Raw genomic sequence first — 18119 nt, 5'->3', positions numbered from 1 at the left:
ATACCGGGCATAGAACTTAGCAAAGCCCATTACTCTACCAAACTAATAGTCATTTATGAAATAATGAGAATACGGCCTTATTCTACTGATTATAAACAAAATACCAACAAGTCAGATGTCTGGATCGCATTGACCGGAAACATTTCTGATACAGGAAACAAGGGACAAAAAAATGCCTGCCGGGGTTTTCGACAGGCATTCACATAATAAATATAGCTACTCCTGGCTATTGTACTTCCGGCATATCTGACGGATCGATCAGTAGGAAACCAGGATTGATACAAGCCCCATGCCAGCGAACGCCCAGGTGCAGATGCGGCCCCGTTACCCGACCCGTTTCGCCGGTCAACCCAATGGTTTGGCCTTTGGTTACGGTCTGATTCGGTTTGACCGAATAACTTTTCAGGTGAAAATATTCACTGACCAATCCATTTCCGTGATCAATGTAAACGGCATTGCCGCTAAAAAACTGATTAGCCGCCAGTACTACCCTACCATTTCCAATGCTCAACACAGGCTTACTCACCGCTACCGGGTAATCCTGTCCTGTATGCCGATCGCGGGGTTGCCCGTCAAACGTTCGGCAGGCACCAAAATTACCCTCGCCTTTGGGCAGCGGATTAGCGGGCTTGCCCACGGGTAAATCAAATACGGCCGGACGAACCTCTGCCTTGTAGCTGATAATCGGATTGACAATGGCAGCCTCCTTAGCCGCTCTCGCCTGGTTCTTAGCCGACACAGTTACGTATTCCTTTTTAGGAAAGTTTTTGATGTCTTCCTGCTGACAGGAATTCTCGGTTACCGTAAGCGTGGCCGACTCCAGTTTTCCGCCCGTTGTTCGGCGGGAGATCGTATACTTCCCCGGCTCCATATCCATATCTACCGGATAATAACAGGTGCCATTGACCGCATCCCAGGCCCTTTTTTCGAAACTACACCGAAGGCAGTTTCCAGCCCAGCGAGCGACTTCGCCCTGACCGACCGTCACGGATTTTGCTGATTCGGCAGACGAGGAGTTTTTCGTTTGGCCCATAGCCGATAACGTCAGTAAGACCCCACTAAAAACTGTTAAATTAAAGATGCTCATTGTAAATAAAGTTGAGTGCCTTACCTACAACCAGACTTCTCCGAACACTGTTTTAATTCTTACCCGAGCAGACTTACGGCCTGCGGTTTGTTCATGCAGGCCGTGGTATAACCTTTTGAAGTATCCAGGCGATGCCCACCACCAATAAACAGCCGATCACGTTCAGCCACAGAAAAGCGGTTAAATCCAGATACCAGCTGATAACAACGAGGACTTCGGAGATGATCGCCGACCAGAAAGTAGCCCGACCTCCTATAGATTTGACGTAGAAGGCAACGACAAAAACGCCCAGAATCACGCCGTAAAACAGCGACCCCAGAATATTAACAGCCTCAATCATACTGCCCAGTCGATTGGCAAACTGAGCAACCACAATACAGAATACGCCCCAGCCTACCGTAGCCCAACGGGATACATTCAGGTAATGGGCGTCGTCTGAGTCGTCTTTGATGAGCCGTTTGTAAATATCAACCACTGTGGTCGACGCCAGCGAATTATAAGCCGAAGCGATACTGCCCATCGACGCGCTGAAGATCACGGCAATGAGCAGCCCGATCAGCCCGTGGGGCAAATAATCGAGTACAAAGCGAAGAAAAACATAATTGACATCGTTCGTATCGGCCGAGGGGTTGTTCTTCTTAATGAGATTGGTCACATCGGTTTTCACCTGTTTCAGAGCCTCATCCGTTTCACGCAGAACACTCCCTGCCGTATTCTGAGCATCTTCATTATCCGTTTTAAGGGCCACCTGCATATCCATTACTGCCTTCTGCCGCTGGGTTGTGAGGTTCTGGTGTTTGATTTCGGCGAGTTGGTAGGCCGATGCGTACGGACTCTCTTTCAGCCGGTCGGTTTCCTGCTTGTTGAAAAACGTGGGCGACGGATTGTATTGATAAAAGACGAACACCAGCACACCCACCAGCAGAATCAGAAACTGCATGGGCACTTTCAACAGTCCATTCATTAGCAAACCCAAACGGCTTTGGCCGATGGATTCGCCCGTCAGGTAGCGCCCCACCTGCGACTGGTCGGTGCCGAAGTACGAAAGCTGGAGAAAAAAGCCGCCGATCAGGCCCGACCACAGGTTGTAGCGGCTATTGGGGTCAAATTTCAGGTCGATCAGGTTCATTCGCCCCGCTTCGCCCGCTACGTGCAGGGCATCGACAAAGCCCACGCCTTCGGGCAGCATCTTAACGGTCAGAAACCCGGCCAGCGCCATGGCGAACGTCACAACGGCCATTTGCTGCAGGTGCGTATAGGAGATAGCCTTGGTACCACCCGTTACAGTATATACGAGCACAATGCCGCCCATGAGCAGATTCGTCCAGTAAATATTCCAGCCCAGAATGGTTGACAGAATTATGGCAGGCGCATAAATCGACAGGCCGGTAGAGAGCCCACGCTGGAGCAGAAACAAACCGGCGGTGAGGGTTCGCACGCGGAAATCGAAGCGAGATTCGAGATATTCGTAGGCCGTATAAATTTTGAGCTTATGGAAAATCGGAACGAACGTAATGGACAGCACAACCATGGCCAGCGGTAAGCCGAAATAAAATTGCACAAAGCGCATCCCGTCCGAAAACCCCTGTCCCGGTGCCGATAAAAACGTAACGGCGCTCGCCTGAGTTGCCATCACCGATAAGCCCACATGGTACCACGGAAGCGACTGCCCCGCCAGTAGGTAGTCGTCCATACTCCGGCTGCCCCGACTTCGGATAAGGCCGTAAATAATAATGCCGGCTAACGCAAAAACCAATACACTCCAGTCAATAACACTCATGACAGCCAGTGCATTAGCAGGTAAAACAAACTGATTTCGACAGCCAGGCTGCCAATCACAATGGCGTAAAGCTGCGTCCAGGAACGGGCAAACGGTGGTAAATCGGTAGGATTTTCGGGCATACAGAACTGTCTTATCTGACAATAACGGCGAAAATAGTGTAAATCGGCATAACCGTCAGATAATACCCTTAGAACAAATTATTTGCCAATTCTTATGTGATAGCTAACGTAGGGAATAAACAGGACCGAACTCGATACGCCCGAGCCTACAACCAAGGGAACATAAGCCGCCAGATCGAACGCATGCCGACGGCGATCGAAGCGAATACCAGCCGACAGGACACCGGCAAAGTCCACACTACCCTGCCCGATCAGCACAAAATTCTCCGTGATGAAAGAGAGTTTGGGGCTAACCTTCCGGACCAGCCCAAACGTACCCACCACATTGCGGGAGAGTTCGCCATTCGACACACCCCACCCCAACCCAAAGGTCGTATTGTTCTGCCGGTCGCCGGTCGTTACGATGCCCTGCACGTAGCCAATACCCAGGAGTGCGCTACCATTGCCATTGAACAGCCCCCCATCCCGCAAACCGGCGTACTGCGCGTTGATTCCCAGCCGGACCCGTTTGCTAACGGGTATCGACACTTTTGTTGATAGGCTGAAAAGCGCTGTGGGCAAAAACGTAAAGAAGGTTGTGCCTACACTCCAGTTTTCCGTAATGCCGTACTCAAACTGACTGAAATAAAGAAAATAATTTCGATAATAAAGTCGGCTTTGCTCGGCCGAAAAAGCCGTTGGCGCGAACCGCATCGTTTGCGAAAATAGGTTGGGGTAACTTTCACCTTCGGCCTGTGTGCCGATCTGCTCAATTCGCACGATCTGGTCAGCATTCAGTCGAATTTCGCCCAGATTAGTGGTTCGGATGATGGCTTCGGCGCTATCCTGTCGGACGAGTTCACCCCGGAGTTGCGTCCCGTCTTTCAACAGTATCGAGTACGTGCGTTTTGTGGGCTGAGGTTGTTTTTTAGGTTGGTAATACTCATCCTGCGCGATACTGAGATAGGGCAAAATCAGCAGCAAAAGGAGGGATAATTGTTTCATGTAGTGGAGGTTAGTTACGGCCGATAATCAAATTATACCCAATATAGGGCGAGATGTATACTTTGGTCTGATTTTGAGCTGGAACATTGATATAGTAGACGAAATTGGACTTCACCGCTGCCAGTGCTCCCAGGTCGAAGGCATGGCGTTTGCGGTTGAGACGCAGCGCCACCGAGAGATCGGCACTGGAATTACCGTAATACGCATTCAAATAGAAGGTATTGTCGCTCAGGAAAGTCAGGTTACGGGATAGCTGGTGCATGACCCCTACGGTAATCACCGGAATTTTGTTCGATGAAGTATAATCCGGAAAAATGCGCAGTCCATATCCCAGCGTTGCATTCCGCTGGCTATCGCCAAACGACATAAGCCCCTGGATCACCAGTTGCTGGGCGATTTGGTAGAAAAACCCTTTTTGACGGGGTTGGTAAACAGTGTTGATACCGAACCGAAATTGCTCGCCAATGGGAAATGTCAACTTACCGGAGAGCCGGATCGTTGGCCCCAGCACCGTTTCCCTTGGGCTAAAAGCGCTTGGCGAGTAACTCCCATAAAATGGGTTGACACTCGCTCCAAGGCTCAGATTACGGGTGAGCCCGTACTGAAGCTCGTTGAGTATCAGAAACGTATTCCGGTAATATACCCGTCCTTTTTCTGCGTTAAAGGCCGTGTTACCGGTCAGTAGCCAGGGTGAAAAGCGGTTCTGAAACGTACGAGGCAGGTCGGTGAGCGCAGTGGCCCCGGTGTCTAACCCGGACGAGTCGACGCGGGCCAGTAATTCCGGTTCAAAATACGTGAGTTGCCCATTGCTCTTTCGTACCGTGATCATTGTGTTATCCTGGCGAACGAATTTTCCGGAAAACCGGGTACCATCCTTCAGCAAAAATACTGTTGTGTGAGTCTGGTCCGAACCCGTCGGCGCATCGGGGCGACTAGACGAGATACGGACAACCTGGTCGGCTTCTACGAATGAGCGGTCTCCATTTCGTTTCTGAACGGTGATGACCGAACTGTCCTGCCGAATGATGCGCCCCCGAAGCAGGGTCCCATCCCGAAAAAGCAGGTAGGACTGTTTACGTTCAATATCCTGTGGTGTGACTTTTATCAGTTGAGCCAGCAAAATAGTTGGACTCAGCAGTAGGAAAAGAAGAACTGTTTTCATGGTCGTGGGTGTTAAAAATCAAGGAGCAATATTGATAATTTATCATGCATACGGTGACGAACCGGCAACTATTTTTTCAGCATATAGCCCAGACCTCCGATTTCCCTTTAGGGTTGGAAATCGAACGGGCCGAAGGCGTATATCTTTTTGGAAAGCAGCCTGATGAGGTCTACATGGACCTTATTTCGGGCATTGGCGTCAGTAATGTCGGACATCGGCACCCGCATGTGCTGCAAGCCATTCAGAACCAGTTAGACAAATACCTGCACCTGATGGTGTATGGTGAGTTTGTTCAGACACCCCAGACGGAACTGGCACGAGCACTCGCCCAAACGCTGCCGCCCGGCCTGAACACGGTGTATTTTACGAACTCCGGCACCGAAGCCGTTGAAGGAGCCATGAAACTGGCCAAACGTTACACCGGTCGGACGGAGATTATTAGTTTCTTCAATGCCTATCACGGCTCTACACAGGGCGCCCTGTCGCTCTCGGGCGACGAAAATTTCAAACGCAACTACCGTCCGCTCCTACCCGACATCCGGCACATTCGGCATGGACACTGGCCTGATATTGATCAGATCAGCAACCGTACCGCAGCTGTTGTTATGGAAGTTGTTTGTGGTGAAGCGGGGGTTCGGGTTCCTGAAGCGGCTTACATGCAGGCCGTTCGGCAACGCTGTACCGATACGGGTACGCTGTTGATTTTCGATGAAATTCAGACGGGATTCGGCCGGACGGGTACCTTCTGGGCGTTTGAAGACATTGGCCCCGTTGTACCCGATATTTTGCTGTGCGCCAAAGGGATGGGGGGTGGAATGCCCATTGGGGCTTTCATCAGCTCAGCCGATATTATGAGCGTATTCCGGAACAACCCAATTCTGGGGCACATCACAACCTTTGGTGGGCATCCGGTTTCGTGTGCGGCATCGCTGGCGACGTTGCAGGTCATTCAAACCGAAAACCTGCACGAACAGGCCGAGGCCAAAGGCCAATTATTCCGGCAGTTGCTGACCCACCCGGCTATTCGGGAGGTACGCGGTAAAGGATTGATGCTGGCCGTTGAATTTGACTCGTTCGATGTGCTGAAACCCGTTATTGACCGCGCCATCGTGGGCGGTGTCATTACCGATTGGTTTCTGTTCTGTAACAATTCCATGCGAATCGCCCCTCCGCTGGTGATCACGGAAGAAGAGATCAGAAAGGCCTGCGCGGTCATTCTGGAAGCGATTGAATACGTAACGGTACCTGTAGATTAAGGAAACAGAACCGTCAGCGTACCGACCATCAACGCAATTACAAATAAGATTAAAAGTCCTATAACCACGGTTCGTACTAAACTACCGGGCTTTTTAGGGGATGGGATGGACATAAATGGGTCAATTGATTGACGGATAAATTCAGTTAAACAGCTGCGTCAAATACTGGCGCAGCTGTTTTGCGCTTGGGTGGACAAAAATGAGCCGTTAACCCGACTTTTGCAACCATTTGCTTTCCGGCATCTGTCAAACATGAGTGCTCCCAAATGTAATTGTCGCGTCTGCGCATGGCAGAACCGGGTGAAGCCGGGTTACGGTCTTTCCAAAAAGAGATAGGCTGCAAGTCAGGTTATTTAATCCCGGATTCACGCTACTTTAAGGGAATTTATAGCGACGTAAACCGTACCGACCCAATCCTGTTTCGACCAATATGGCTAAAGAAGCATTGATCGCGTTTATCCAGAGTAACATACCCGTTTGGGGTTCAGCACTGACAAACATCATCGACCACTTTGACAAGCGAACCATCAAAAAAAATGAGTTTTTCCTGAAAGAAGGGCAAATCAGCAACGACTATTTTTTTCTGGAAGAAGGCTGTATGCGGGCTTTCACGCACGACCCCGATGGCAATGAAGTGACCACCTTTTTTTATGCCCGCAACAGGTATGTCTTCGAGGTGTCATCCCTCTTTATGCAAACCGTTTCAACCGAAAACATTCAGGCAATCACCGATTGCCATGGCTATTCTATCACGTTCGAGACGTTAAATAAACTCTTCCATTCATCGCCCGAATTCCGCGAATTTGGCCGTATGATGCTGGTCAAATCGTTTGCCGTGTTTAAGCAGAGAACGCTGGAGCTCATAAATAAAAGTGCTGAAGAACGGTACGAAAATCTGATAAACACGGATCGGGAAATTTTCAAGTACGCCCAGCTCAAACATATCGCTTCCTACCTCGGCATCACCGATACGTCGCTGAGCCGGATACGGCGCGAATACGTAAAAAAATAGTCCGATCGTTATTTCTTGCCATTTGGCAGGTCGTCTGATCAGCACGCAGCGTTCCTTTGCCTTGTCAATAAATTATAATGACATGGAACAACTACCTCTCTACATTCCCGTTATGTTCGGGCTTACCGTATTGCTCGCCGGTTGGCTGTTTGGCCGAGCGACACCGGCGCGTAAACCGTTTTTGGCCCTTTTGGCAGTCTGGATTGCGTTTCAGGCGGGCCTGGGCCTTACCGGGTTCTACACGGTCACCAATACGGTGCCACCCCGGCTTCTGCTCCTGTTGCTACCGCCCATAATCACCATCGTGGCGCTGATGAGCACGGCCTGGGGTAAAACCTTTATCGACCGGCTGGATATAAGGGCATTAACGCTGTTTCATGTCGTCCGCATCCCCGTAGAAATCGTGTTGCTATGGCTGTTTATGCAGAAAACCATTCCTGAACTCATGACGTTCGAGGGGCGAAACTTCGATATTTTTTCGGGGCTGTCGGCTCCGCTTGTCTATTGGTTTGGGTTTATCGGCAACCGGGTTAACAAACCATTGTTGCTGATCTGGAATCTTGTTTGCCTGGCGCTGGTCGTAAATATTGTGGTGAACGCGCTGCTGTCTGTGCCCACACCCTTCCAGCAATTCGCCTTCGACCAGCCCAACATCGCCATTATTTATTTCCCCTTTAATCTATTGCCGTCGTGTCTGGTTCCACTGGTCATTCTGGCCCATCTGGCTGCTATTCGGCAGTTGCTTCGCAAAGAAACAGCGTCAACAACGCAAAGTCCACTCCCGTGATTGATAAACTCCTGATTACCCTGGCTGTCAAGCCTGATTTTTTTCAGGTTGCCCCTGTTTACGCCGACGCCCAACGCAACCTGAATAGCTGCGTTGGGCGTCAATAAGTGTATCTCCTTAATCTCTGCGTTGAACCATTAGTAGCCCGGTTTCTATTTACAACGGAATGTTTCCGTGTTTTTTCTTCGGCAGCGTGGCGACTTTGTTTTCCAGCATTGTAAACGCCCGGATGAGTTTCTGCCGGGTCTGGTCGGGCATGATCACCTCATCAATATAGCCCCGGTTAGCCGCCCGATACGGATTGGCAAATTTTTCGGTGTACTCCAGCACTTTCTCCTGCAACTTAGCCTGCGGGTCTTCGGCTTCCGCGATTTCCCGCTTAAAGATGATCTCAGCGGCACCACTGGCTCCCATCACGGCAATTTCAGCCGATGGCCATGCGTAGTTCATGTCGGCCCCGATGTGCTTGGAGTTCATTACGTCATAGGCTCCGCCATACGCTTTCCGGGTAATGACCGTTACGCGGGGCACGGTGGCCTCACAGAATGCAAACAGCAGTTTAGCCCCGTTGGTGATAATGCCGTTCCATTCCTGATCGGTACCGGGCAAGAAACCGGGTACATCTTCGAGCACCAGCAGCGGTACGTTGAAACAGTCGCAGAAACGAACGAACCGGGCCGCTTTCGTACTGGCATGAATATCCAGCACCCCCGCCAGCACCGCCGGTTGATTGCCCACCACCCCAATGCTGCGTCCGCCAATCCGGGCGAAACCAACCACGATATTCTCGGCGAAATTCTTGTGAACCTCCATGAAGCTCCCTCCATCGACCAGTTCCTCAATTACTTCCCGCATATCGTATGGCTGGTTCGGGTTTGCCGGAATAATGGCGTTGAGACCCGGCCGCGACTCATCGCCCGATTCATAGGCCAGCATGGGCGGCTCATCTTCACAGTTTTGCGGAATGTAGCTCAGTAACTGTTTCAGGCTTTGGATACAGGCCAGCTCGTTCTCACAGGCGAAATGCGTCACGCCCGACTTGGTGCTGTGCGTGCTGGCCCCGCCCAATTCTTCGGCGGTGACTGTTTCGTGCGTAACGGTTTTTACGACGTTGGGGCCGGTCACGAACATATAGCTCGTGTTCTCGACCATGAAAATAAAGTCGGTGATAGCGGGGCTGTATACCGCACCACCCGCACAGGGGCCCATGACGGCCGATAGTTGCGGAATAACCCCCGACGCCCGTGTGTTGCGGTAAAATATATCGGCATAACCCGCCAGCGAAAGGACGCCCTCCTGAATACGGGCACCGCCCGAATCGTTCAGTCCAATGATCGGGGCACCATTTTGCAGGGCCAGATCCATAAGCTTGCAAATTTTCTCGGCGTGGGTTTCGGAGAGTGCCCCCCCAAAAACGGTAAAATCCTGCGCAAACACGTAGGTCAGGCGCCCGTTGACGGTCCCATAGCCGGTAACGACGCCATCGCCGAGGTAATGTTCCTTGTCGAGCCCGAAGTCGCGGGTACGGTGCATCACGAACTTACCGATCTCCTCGAACGAGCCTTCATCGACCAGCAGGGCGATTCGTTCGCGCGCGGTTAGTTTTCCTTTTTTATGCTGGTTATCAATCCGTTTCTGACCGCCACCGAGTTCGGCTTCGGTATTTTTTTGAATCAGGACTTCGGCTTTGGAAAGCGTTGGTGTATCAAGCTGATTAGACTCCAGGTGGTTTTCAGTAGGCATACTGTTGGTCATAGAAAAACAAGGACGGACAAAGTTAATTTTTCTTGCGGATTACAACCGTTCCGAGCCGATTTGTATCTTGACTGATGAATGAAATTTATATCATTTATGAGTCGATTACTGCTGCTGTCTCTGCTGGTTTTCTGCGTCGATGCGACTGCCCAGGACACAGTAAGGGCATCTACCGTCCGGCAACTTCTACTCAAATGGAATCCCCTAACCTTATTCGGTACAGAAAGCATGCTTCAGCCGGGATTCGAGTACACGCTTTCTTCCAGAACGGCGATTCAGGTGGAGGCAGGGTATGGACCGCCATTTCTTGATAACCTCTCGGCATTGAAACAGGGGCAACTGGATGAACGGCAGGCTTGGCGGGTACGGTCGGAGTTCCGCTATTATCGGAGGCCCGGCGCACCGTCTGGTCGGTATTGGGCATTAGAAGGATTTATTTTGACTGTGAATGGCCCAAAGTCCGTCTTTATATCTACGTTCGAGGGCGGGCATGATGAACCTATTGCCTTCCCGATTCATAAGCGGGTCATTGGCGGGCACGTGAAAATGGGGCTTCAGCGGGCATTCGGTCGAAGAAATAAGTCAGCAAACCCGTCACGATTTCTGTACGATATCTATGCGGGTCTGGGTCTTCGCCACGAACGTGTCTCTGCCGAAACCGTATCAGGCATACGCTATATTCACCCGATTGGCGGTCAGTTTTTTGACGTGTATCGTCCGATCAACGCTCTGTCCTTGAGCGCTACCCTGGGCATAAAGGTTGCATACAGCTTTCGTAAATTACAACGGTAATCTTTTCCCTGATGCGTCAACGTTTACTCCTCCTTCCGCTGCTCATGCTGGCGTTATCCGCATCGGCTCAGGACTCTACCGTCCGGTACCGCTACGTTCCGCGGGTTATTATTAAACTGGCTCCGCTCTCCCTTCTTCTCGATCCTGACGCTACACTACAGGCAGGGCTGGAAGTGCGCACCGGCCAACGAAATGCCGTGCAGGGCGAAATTGGTTTTGGACATAAAGGACTGGCCATTACATCCGATGACAAGAAGAACTTTGCTGACTGGTCCATCTGGCGGGTTCGGTCTGAGTGGCGTCATTATACCGGACATTACCGCACCAACAACCGAAAAAACATTCATATCAGAAGTCAATTTCCATTAGGCAATTATCTGGCAATCGAGGGATTTGCCAAGCAGATCAACGCCACAAAAAATGTAGTTCTCTACGACCCGGACCCAAATTTCCCAAACAATCAGGAAGTCATCAACCGGTTTGTCTGGGGCAGTCACGTCAAATGGGGTCGTCAGATTGCGATTCCCTCCGATGCACCCCAACACTTGAGCCGCGTCCTGCTCGACTTATATATCGGCGTTGGCATTCGGTATGGCCGTACCGAGACCAATTCGCAGATGTCGACTTGTGGTTGCGGAATTATTCCCAGCCGGTTTCAGCCGGGCAACTCTATTTTGCCCAGTCTGACGGCTGGCCTGAAAATTGGCATTGGTTTATAAGTACGGAATACTCCTTTTTTTCTGACCTTTGCCGCGTACAATCGCGCTGGCTCCTTTGCGTTTTTTCATTTACATCGCCTTTTTTCTGATCGCGTACCAACCGGCCGCAGTTGCGCAGTCGTTGGGTGGGCAGCGTATCTTTTCGTTTCTCGATCTGCCCACGCATGCCCGCGTGGCAGCTTTGGGTGGGCAAGTCGCAACCGCCGTTAGCCCGGACGGGGCTTATCACCTCAATAACCCGGCCCTGGCCGATTCGGTTAAGCCAAACCTGCTTTCCATTAGTCTGATGCCGTATCTGGCAGCAGCCAAATATTATACCCTTCAATATGGCTTACCGATCAAACAAACCAACTCTGATAGACACGCGGGCTGGGCGGTGGGTCTGCAATACCTGAGCTACGGGCAGTTTGACATGACTGATCCCATGGGAAATACATTGGGTACGTTTTCGGCCAATGACTATGCGTTAAGCCTCACCCACTCCCGGACAGAAGGCAATTTCACCCTCGGTGCTACGATAAAGGCCGTCGGCTCGTCTATCGAAATGTATTCTGCATTCGGCGTGCTGGCCGATCTTGGCGGAGTGTGGCGGCATCCAAAACAGGATCTGACGTTTGGACTGGTGGCCAAAAATGTCGGGTATCTGATCAAAAACTACGGTTCGACGGATGTCGATCTGCCGTTCGACTTACAAGCGGGTGTTACGCTCAAGCCCCGCCACGCACCTATCCGACTGAGTCTGACAGCCCACCACCTCCAACGATTCGACATCAGTTACAACGACCCGAATCTGAACGTCCGTTATGATTTGAGTGGAAACCCTATTTCTGAAACGACCAGCGTAACAGAAAAAATAGCCCGGCACCTGAGCGTAGGGGCCGAATTACTCCTCAGCCGAAACGTGCATCTGCTGGTCGGCTATAACCACCAGAAACGAGCAGAAGGCAAGGTAACGACAACTGGTATTGGCGGCTCGGCCTTTACCGGAACGGGTATTTCGTTCGGTGTCTCGGTACAGGCGCGGGCGTTTCAACTGACCTATGCCCGGTTTACGTCCATTCCCACAGCCGGTACGAGTCAGTTATCCATACGAATTGATTTAGACCGGTTAATGCGCTAAGCCTTCTATATTGAACAGGATTACCCGTTGCCAGACAAGCGTATAGCTACGATTCTAATATTCTTCTAATCGGGAATAGCTCCCCATTCCAGCCCCAGGTTGTTATAAGAAGGTAATGTAGAGAAATCGAACTTTACCAGAAGCCATGGAAAATCATCCCGAAGCACAAGCAAAGAAAAGCACATATAAGGTTGTCAGAGATGCGTTCATGTCTATTAAGTCCACCGACTCCCCATCGGTACGCCAGGTAAAAAAAGTCTCTTTTGCTATCTTATTCACATGTACCACAATTCTGTCGGTGGCGGCAATCCTGTTAATGTTGTAGCCAGACGATTATTCGATGCCTATTTTGTTGGCTATGGTCTGTCGTGGGTTGTCATTCATTTGTTCAGGCGATGGGATTATCCATTGCCCTTTCTTAATGGCTGGCTCACTGACTTCTGTTTTGTGCCTTTTATTTGCCATGTTGCCCTAACGTTTACACGTTTTATCTTTATACACGATGAGGCTTATTGTTATCCCTTCTCGTTTGTCCTGTTCGTGGCTGTTTATGTAACCGTTTTATTTGAGGTGATCGTACCTGGTTATTCAGAGTATGGCACTGGTGATGCGTATGATGGAATAGCCTATTTCGCGGGAGCCCTGTTTTTCTATTTTGTCCATCAAAAAAAGATTCCCTTTAGTTTACCCTTGTTCTAACACGAAAGAACACCAATCAGCAGGGCACGACGATATAAAAAGAAAAGCCCCCGATACGACAGTGTACCAGGGGCTCTCTACTGCAACTTTCGCTTATCCTACTGGCTTGACCGATGCCTCGCCCTGCCATTCGGTATGGAAAACTCCTTCTTTGTCAATCCGTTCGTAGGTATGCGCACCAAAATAGTCGCGCTGGGCCTGAATCAGATTCGAGGGCATCCGCGCCGACCGGAACGCGTCGAAGTAACTCAGCGTGGCGGCATAGGTTGGCATGGCGATACCTGCCAACATGGCCGATGAGACAACCGAACGAATTCCCGGCTCAGTTTCCCGCATAAGATCGGCTACGTTGGGTTCTACCAGCAGGTGTTCCAATGAAGGGTTAGCCGTGTATGCCTGTAACATCGTTTCTAGGAACGCGGCCCGGATGATACAGCCCCCGCGCCAGATTTTGGTGATTTCTCCCAGATTCAGGTCGTAGCTGTTCTGGACCGAAGCCGATGAGAGCAGGTGCATACCCTGAGCGTAGGTCGTAATCATGGAAAAGAAGAAAGCCTGTTCCAGACTCTTCAGGAATGCATCCCGATCGACGGCTAACGCCTGTATATCATCACCGTAGATGTTGGCGGCTTCTACCCGTAGCGATTTGTATTTGGAGAGGTCGCGCATGGCTACCGCACTGTCAATGGCCGGAATGGGCGTAACCATGTCCATGGCAATCTGAGAGGTCCACTTCCCGGTGCCTTTGGAGCGGGCTTCGTCCTTGATCATGTCCAGCAGGAGGTGATCAGTACCCGGCTCGCGGAATGCGAAAATATCCTTCGTCACTTCCAGCAGAAACGAATGAAGCCGTCCCTCATTCCAGTCGGCAAAAACAGCACCAATAGCCTCATTATCCAGCTTCAGCCCCTTACGCAGCACTTCATACGTCTCGGCGATGAGCTGCATAACAGCGTACTCGATTCCATTGTGAACCATTTTAACAAAGTGCCCGGCCGCCCCGGGTCCGATGTAGGTAACGCAGGGATCACCGTTCACTTTGGCCGCTACTGCATCCAGCACCGGCTTTACATACTGATAGGCTGTTTTGTCGCCCCCTGGCATCATACTCGGCCCACGGCGTGCGCCTTCCTCTCCACCGGAAATACCCATCCCGAAAAAGTGAAGACCCATTGCCTCTAGTTCTGCATCCCGGCGGGTTGTATCGGTAAAATGGGAGTTGCCACCGTCAATAATAATATCGCCTTTTTGGAGCAGCGGTACGAGTTCGGCAATTACGCTATCCACGATCCTGCCCGCTGGTACCAGCATCATAATAACCCGGGGACTTTTGAGGCTGGCCACAAAAGGCTCAATCTGGGTGAAGCCTTTAACCCTGTTGCCGACCCCTTCTTTTTCCAGCAACGTCGACTGGGTCGGATTTTGATCGTAACCAGCCACGGCAAATCCGTGGTCAGCCATGTTGAGTAAGAGGTTGCGCCCCATTGTGCCAAGACCAATCATGCCAAATGTGAATTGATCAGCGGAAGAATTAGTGTTCATAGTTGGCGAAACCAGTTTAAATGTAATGAATTCAATTTATTGCCTTAACGACTAGCCTCCACGGTCACCAGTTTAGTCCATGAGTGGGAAGGACGTTTGTTTGTGGTGGCTCATGGGTACATTCAGACTTTTTCTACGCTGCCTGTTTTAGTCCCGTAGAGCCGCCGGGCAAATCGTTCCAGCGTTAACCCCTGTACGACTATGGAGAAAAAGACGCAAGTGTACGTAATAAACACCAACAAATCCTTTTCGGCTACAGTTTCAGGAATCGACAGGGCCAGGGCAATAGAAATTCCGCCCCGTAGTCCACCCCAGGTCAGGATCAGGGGGTCCTCTTTATCTGACGGTATCCAGCGCCGGGCCAGCGTCAGCGGCAGACGAATGGCTACGTAGCGAGACACCAGCATAATAACAATGCCTATCAGACCGGCCGGCACATACGCCCACTGAAACGATAGTGACACCAGACGGGAGCCAATCAGCACAAACAGCAAAGCATTGAGCAAGATGTCGATGGTTTCCCAGAATTTCTCAACGTATTCCTGCGTGACCGCGCTCATGGCGGTGCTGCGCGTTTGATCGCTGATGAACAACCCCGCCACCACCACGGCCAGTGGCCCCGACACGTGCAGCCAACTGGCCAACCAGTAGCCACCCATCACCGCGGTGAGCGTAATGATGATCTCTGTCTGGTAGTGATCGATGCTGCGCAATACCCAGTATAACCCATACCCTGCCAGCAAGCCCAACAGCAGCCCGCCCCCCGCTTCCTTGACAAAGAGCCAGCTTACCGACCCCACGGTGATGGCATCCGTACCCAACCGAACCACCTCCAGCAGCGTTAGGAAGATGACTACGCCCACGCCGTCGTTGAACAGCGACTCGCCTACGATTTTGATCTCAGTAGCCTTCGGCACGTTTGCTTTGGCTAAAATACCCAGCACGGCAATGGGGTCGGTAGGCGAAATAAGTGCCCCGAACAGCAGGCAGTAAAGGAAACCAATGGGCAGGCCAATCAGGTGGAGGGCACCATAGAGTAGCCCCGCCACCAGTACCGTTGAAATAGCTACGCCCAACAGAGCAAACAAGGTAATGCTTGCCCAGGCCGATTTAAGTTTCTGGGTGTTAGTGTGGAGCGCCCCGGCAAAAAGCAGAAAACTCAGCATCACGTCGAGCACCAGCGTTTTATAATCGAGTTGGCTGATCAGTTCCCAGATGCCATCAAAGCGCTGCGGGCTGACGATATGGCCAATGATGATACCCAATGAAAACAGCATCGACACAATCATCAGGCCAATGGTGTCGGGCAGTCGAAGGAAGCGCACATTCAGATAAGCGAAGATGGCCGTCAGGGCAATCAGCAGTGTAGCCGTGTCAAATATATTCATTGGTAAGCCGGAGATCGGTCAGTCTTTTACATATAATTCAAGATCGTTTTTCACGATAAAAGCATTCTGCTTCTCTCTTTACAACTCGCTGCAGGTCATACTGATTTTCCCGGAAGGTATTTTTAAGCTTTTTCTAAGAAGGTTATCAGGCTGTTTGAATCTGAAGCACGTCACCTTTTAGTGTTTCGAGCCCAAACCGGTAAACAGCCTGACGTGCTTCGTTGGGAGTAAGACTGTAAGCGCGCCAGTTCATACGCGCTATTCAAGTACGAAACCTTAAATTAGCCTGATTTTCAGAATGGATTTTATGGTAGCTTCAGGCATTAATAGTTACCAGTAGCAAAAATCTCCTACCCATTGAGTCATTTTCTAATTTCCTGCGTTTCTTACCCAAGGAGCGCTCAACTTGCTTTGTTTTTTCAATGACCGAATTACTTAAAGACCTAACACCCCGGCAGATTGTCGCCGAACTGGACCAGTACATTATCGGCCAGCAAGATGCCAAACGCAACGTGGCAATTGCCCTTCGAAACCGCTGGCGTCGTATGAACAGCGCTGCCGATATGCAGCGCGAAATAACGCCTAACAATATTCTGATGATTGGCGCTACGGGCGTCGGGAAAACTGAAATAGCCCGCCGTCTCGCCAAAATTGCCGATGCGCCATTCATTAAAGTCGAAGCCTCCAAGTTCACCGAAGTGGGCTACGTGGGCCGAGACGTAGAAAGCATGGTGCGCGACCTGGTGGAGCAGGCCGTCAACATGGTAAAGGCGTCTAAAAAAGAAGCCGTTCAGGTGAAAGCCCAGCAGATGGTCGAAGATGTTATTCTCGATATTCTGATTCCACCGGTCAAGCCTGCCAACGGGCATATGGGCTTCGAGAACGAGAAGAAAGACCCCGACGCCGAACTGAACGAGCGCACCCGCGAACGGTTCCGGGAGAAAATCCGCTCGGGCGAAATGGACGACCGCAAAATCGACATCGACGTGCAGCAAAGCCAGACGCCAAACATTGGCATTATGGGTGGCGCTATTGACGACATGTCGATGATGAACATTCAGGAGATGATTGGCGGCATGATGCCCAAGCGCGGCAAAAAACGCAAAGTGAGCATCGCCGAAGCCCGTAAAATCCTGCTCGAAGAAGAAGCCGCCAAACTCATCGACATGGACGAGGTAAAAGAAGAAGCCATCCGGAAAGCCGAAGACGCGGGTATTATCTTCATCGACGAGATTGACAAGGTTGCCTCGGCCCGCTCTGGCAATGGTGGTGGCGGCCCGGATGTTAGTCGGGAAGGTGTGCAGCGCGATTTGCTGCCCATTGTTGAAGGCAGCGCAGTGAACACCAAATACGGCATTATTCATACCGACCACATCCTGTTCGTAGCCGCCGGAGCTTTTCACGTGGCCAAGCCCAGCGATCTGATTCCGGAGCTTCAGGGTCGTTTCCCGATTCGGGTGGAGTTGCAGAGTTTATCAGAAGATGATTTTTACCAGATCCTGAAAGAGCCAAAGAACGCTCTGACGAAGCAATATGTCGCCATGCTCCAAGCCGAAGAGGTTAGCCTGACCTTCCAGGATGATGCCCTGCGCGAAATTGCCCGGATTGCTTTTGAAGTAAATGGCGAAGTAGAAAACATTGGTGCCCGCCGACTGCAAACGGTGCTGAGTCACCTGATGAACGACTTCATGTTCGATATACCCGATGTGATCGGCGCCAACGCCCACGTGGTCGTTACGAAAGAACTGGTAAATGAAAAACTGAACGGTTTGGTAAAGAATCGGGATTTAAGTCAGTTTATTTTGTAGAATACTGCTCTAAAAATCTTCTGGAGGGGCTTTATTCGTGCCCTCCAGAAGATTCAGAAATAGCAAACTATTACAGATGATTTACGCCTGCTCGAACGAGTATTTA

Annotated in this window: 16 protein-coding genes; 8 read left to right on the top strand and 8 right to left on the bottom strand. The window is 51.0% G+C overall.

Features of this window, described 5'->3' with window-relative positions:
* Positions 1-226: 226 nt before the first annotated feature.
* From NT073_RS16140 to NT073_RS16120, 5 genes are all read right to left on the bottom strand, one after another.
* Positions 227-1087 carry a M23 family metallopeptidase gene (locus NT073_RS16140; RefSeq protein WP_297375405.1) on the bottom strand — a complete coding sequence of 287 codons (861 nt, stop codon included), beginning with the start codon at positions 1085-1087 and terminating at the stop codon, positions 227-229.
* 91 nt (positions 1088-1178) lie between these two features.
* Positions 1179-2867, bottom strand: a complete 1689-nt coding sequence (locus NT073_RS16135) for a sodium:solute symporter (RefSeq protein ID WP_297375403.1) — start codon at positions 2865-2867, stop codon at positions 1179-1181.
* A complete protein-coding gene (locus tag NT073_RS16130; RefSeq protein ID WP_297375401.1) occupies positions 2864-2989 on the bottom strand; it encodes a hypothetical protein in 126 nt (41 codons plus the stop codon). Before NT073_RS16130 ends, NT073_RS16135 begins: the two co-directional genes overlap by 4 nt.
* 78 nt (positions 2990-3067) lie before the next feature.
* Positions 3068-3973, bottom strand: coding sequence for a hypothetical protein (locus tag NT073_RS16125; protein WP_297375399.1), 906 nt, complete (start codon positions 3971-3973; stop codon positions 3068-3070).
* A 10-nt stretch (positions 3974-3983) separates the two neighbouring features.
* On the bottom strand, positions 3984-5135 hold the full coding sequence (locus NT073_RS16120) for a hypothetical protein (protein ID WP_297375397.1): 1152 nt from the start codon (positions 5133-5135) through the stop codon (positions 3984-3986).
* A 44-nt stretch (positions 5136-5179) separates the two neighbouring features.
* On the opposite strand from NT073_RS16120, the gene NT073_RS16115 reads away from it, so the two are divergent.
* From NT073_RS16115 to NT073_RS16105, 3 genes are all read left to right on the top strand, one after another.
* Entirely contained in the window at positions 5180-6391 is a 1212-nt protein-coding gene (locus NT073_RS16115) for an aspartate aminotransferase family protein (protein ID WP_297375395.1), read from the top strand.
* A gap of 430 nt (positions 6392-6821) precedes the next feature.
* A complete protein-coding gene (locus NT073_RS16110; RefSeq protein ID WP_297375392.1) occupies positions 6822-7403 on the top strand; it encodes a Crp/Fnr family transcriptional regulator in 582 nt (193 codons plus the stop codon).
* A gap of 82 nt (positions 7404-7485) precedes the next feature.
* Positions 7486-8190: a hypothetical protein gene (locus tag NT073_RS16105; protein WP_297375390.1), complete on the top strand. Its 705-nt coding sequence runs from the start codon at positions 7486-7488 to the stop codon at positions 8188-8190.
* Between the two features lie 156 nt (positions 8191-8346).
* On the opposite strand, the gene NT073_RS16100 is transcribed toward NT073_RS16105, so the two are convergent.
* Positions 8347-9933, bottom strand: a complete 1587-nt coding sequence (locus NT073_RS16100) for an acyl-CoA carboxylase subunit beta (protein ID WP_297375388.1) — start codon at positions 9931-9933, stop codon at positions 8347-8349.
* Between the two features lie 108 nt (positions 9934-10041).
* Here NT073_RS16100 and NT073_RS16095 point away from each other — a divergent pair, with 108 nt between their 5' ends.
* The 4 genes from NT073_RS16095 to NT073_RS16080 all read left to right on the top strand — a co-directional run bounded on the left by NT073_RS16095 (position 10042) and on the right by NT073_RS16080 (position 13275).
* A complete protein-coding gene (locus NT073_RS16095; protein WP_297375386.1) occupies positions 10042-10737 on the top strand; it encodes a hypothetical protein in 696 nt (231 codons plus the stop codon).
* A gap of 11 nt (positions 10738-10748) precedes the next feature.
* Complete coding sequence (locus tag NT073_RS16090) at positions 10749-11456, top strand: hypothetical protein (RefSeq protein ID WP_297375384.1); 708 nt, start codon at positions 10749-10751, stop codon at positions 11454-11456.
* A gap of 28 nt (positions 11457-11484) precedes the next feature.
* Positions 11485-12576: a type IX secretion system protein PorQ gene (gene porQ / locus NT073_RS16085; protein WP_297375382.1), complete on the top strand. Its 1092-nt coding sequence runs from the start codon at positions 11485-11487 to the stop codon at positions 12574-12576.
* Between the two features lie 279 nt (positions 12577-12855).
* A complete protein-coding gene (locus NT073_RS16080) occupies positions 12856-13275 on the top strand; it encodes a hypothetical protein (protein ID WP_297375381.1) in 420 nt (139 codons plus the stop codon).
* A gap of 93 nt (positions 13276-13368) precedes the next feature.
* Here NT073_RS16080 and gndA read toward each other — a convergent pair whose 3' ends face one another.
* Entirely contained in the window at positions 13369-14817 is a 1449-nt protein-coding gene (gndA, locus tag NT073_RS16075; RefSeq protein ID WP_297375378.1) for an NADP-dependent phosphogluconate dehydrogenase, read from the bottom strand.
* Positions 14818-14939: 122 nt separating this feature from the next.
* Positions 14940-16205: a sodium:proton antiporter gene (locus NT073_RS16070; RefSeq protein WP_297375376.1), complete on the bottom strand. Its 1266-nt coding sequence runs from the start codon at positions 16203-16205 to the stop codon at positions 14940-14942.
* Between the two features lie 422 nt (positions 16206-16627).
* Between NT073_RS16070 and hslU the strand changes: the two genes are divergently transcribed.
* The gene (hslU, locus tag NT073_RS16065) at positions 16628-18013 is read left to right on the top strand and encodes an ATP-dependent protease ATPase subunit HslU (RefSeq protein ID WP_297375374.1); all 1386 of its coding nucleotides are present in this window, start codon (positions 16628-16630) and stop codon (positions 18011-18013) included.
* The last annotated feature ends 106 nt before the right edge of the window (positions 18014-18119 follow it).

It is taken from the genome of Spirosoma sp. (assembly GCF_026391055.1).
Taxonomy (GTDB): Bacteria; Bacteroidota; Bacteroidia; order Cytophagales; family Spirosomataceae; genus Spirosoma.
The sequence above is the reverse complement of the archived record's forward strand: the minus strand, read 5'-3'. Positions and strand labels throughout refer to the sequence as shown.